Origin of the sequence: Variovorax boronicumulans (genome assembly GCF_019352895.1) — a bacterium.
Classification (GTDB): Bacteria; Pseudomonadota; Gammaproteobacteria; order Burkholderiales; family Burkholderiaceae_C; genus Variovorax; species Variovorax boronicumulans_A.
Window position 1 is genome coordinate 34,774 of record NZ_JAAAFX010000007.1, and the last position, 1,477, is coordinate 36,250.

Annotated in this window: 1 protein-coding gene and 1 pseudogene; one reads left to right on the forward strand and one right to left on the reverse strand. The window is 65.9% G+C overall.

The window, feature by feature from the left end; genetic code table 11:
• A pseudogene (locus tag K0H49_RS15110) lies at positions 1-127 on the reverse strand (NAD(P)(+) transhydrogenase (Re/Si-specific) subunit alpha); the annotation flags it as partial.
• Between K0H49_RS15110 and K0H49_RS15115 the strand changes: the two are divergent.
• Entirely contained in the window at positions 105-827 is a 723-nt protein-coding gene (locus tag K0H49_RS15115) for a 4-phosphopantoate--beta-alanine ligase (protein ID WP_257624943.1), read from the forward strand. The pseudogene K0H49_RS15110 and the gene K0H49_RS15115 sit on opposite strands and share 23 nt — an antisense overlap.
• Positions 828-1,477 lie beyond the last annotated feature (650 nt).

Sequence of the window (1,477 nt, forward strand, 5' to 3'; positions counted from 1 at the left end):
TCGGCGCGGCACGCCCGGGGATCAGCGCCGTGCTGATCACGATGTCCGCCAGCGCCACGCGCTTGGCCACCTCGACCTGCTGGCGCGCCAGCCAGCTCGGGGGCATGGGCTTGGCATACCCGCGCACCTGGGACAGCGACTGCGACAAGCTGCGCGCGGCCGGCTGCGACGTGCTGTTCGCGCCCGACGAGAAGGCGCTCTACCCCGAGCCCCAGACCTGCAAGGTGCACCCCGACCCGGCGCTGGCCGACCTGCTCGAAGGCCACTTCCGGCCCGGCTTCTTCATCGGCGTGTGCACCGTGGTGATGAAGCTCTTCAGCTGCGTGCAGCCGCGGGTGGCGGTGTTCGGCAAGAAGGACTACCAGCAGCTGATGACAATCCGCCACATGGTGCGGCAGTTTGCGCTGCCGATCGAGATCGTGGGCGGCGAGACCTTCCGCGCCGCCGACGGCCTGGCGCTGTCCTCGCGCAACGGCTACCTCAGCGAGAGCGAACGCGCCGAGGCGGTGCAGTTGTCGAAGACGCTGCAGGCCATGGCCATGGCCGCGGCCGTGCGCGAAGGCGAGCGCGACCTTGCCGCGATCGAGGCGCGCGCGATGCAGACGCTGACGGCCCGCGGCTGGCAGCCCGACTACCTGGTGCTGCGCCGCCGGGCCGACCTGCTCGCCCCCTCGGCCGGCGAGCCGCTGGTGGCGCTGGCCGCGGCGCGACTGGGCAGCACACGCCTGATCGACAACCTTGAGATCAATGCTCATTTGTGTCATGAGCTACAGCGTCATCCCCGCACCGTATCGCGAGAGTGGGCAGATGGCTATGAGGCCGGTTGACGCATTGTCTAGATAGCTTTCGAGACGCTGCGCCCGCTCGTGCATCCTGACCCGCGAAAGCTTCTTCATGTGCTGTCAGTGTCAGCAGCGCTGGGGCTCCGACAATTCGCAGGTGCACATCATGGCCATGGCGCGCATGCCGGCTCCGAGCTGAAGGCGCAGGACTGAACCAACCATGCCTACGCCTGCCCCTGCCGGTCAACTAGCAGCCGGCGGGCCGATACGTGGGCGAGCGCTTCTTCCGGTGTGCCGGCTGTGATGTGGGAGCTGCAGCAGGCGGGGCGATTGCCCCGCGGGTGCCTGAGCGTCACCGGCAAGACCGTCGACGAGATTTTGCAGGGCAGCGAGGTCAGCAATCGCGAAGTGATCCTTCCTTTCGCGGCGCCGTTGATGAGCAGGCCGGCTTCTGCTGCTCAAGCGCAAAGTGTTCGAGTAGTGTGTGTGGCTCGTCTGCAAGCGCGAGACTTGTGCGTCTGTGTGCTGGTCGTTGTTCTCTGCCGACAATTTCAGCCTTCGCTGGATCGTGACATGAATCGTGACAAGACTTCACGAAACGCTTGGGTAAAAAAAAGCCCGCTATCGTTTAGATAGCGGGCTCTCCAGAGGCCTTGCGGCTTGTAGTGGCTCCTCGACCTGGGCTCGAACCAGGG

What these genes read in the sequence shown, in the direction of transcription:
- K0H49_RS15115 (WP_257624943.1), top strand. Translation starts at nt 105, where the DNA reads ATGGGCTTGGCATACCCGCGCACCTGGGACAGCGACTGCGACAAGCTG.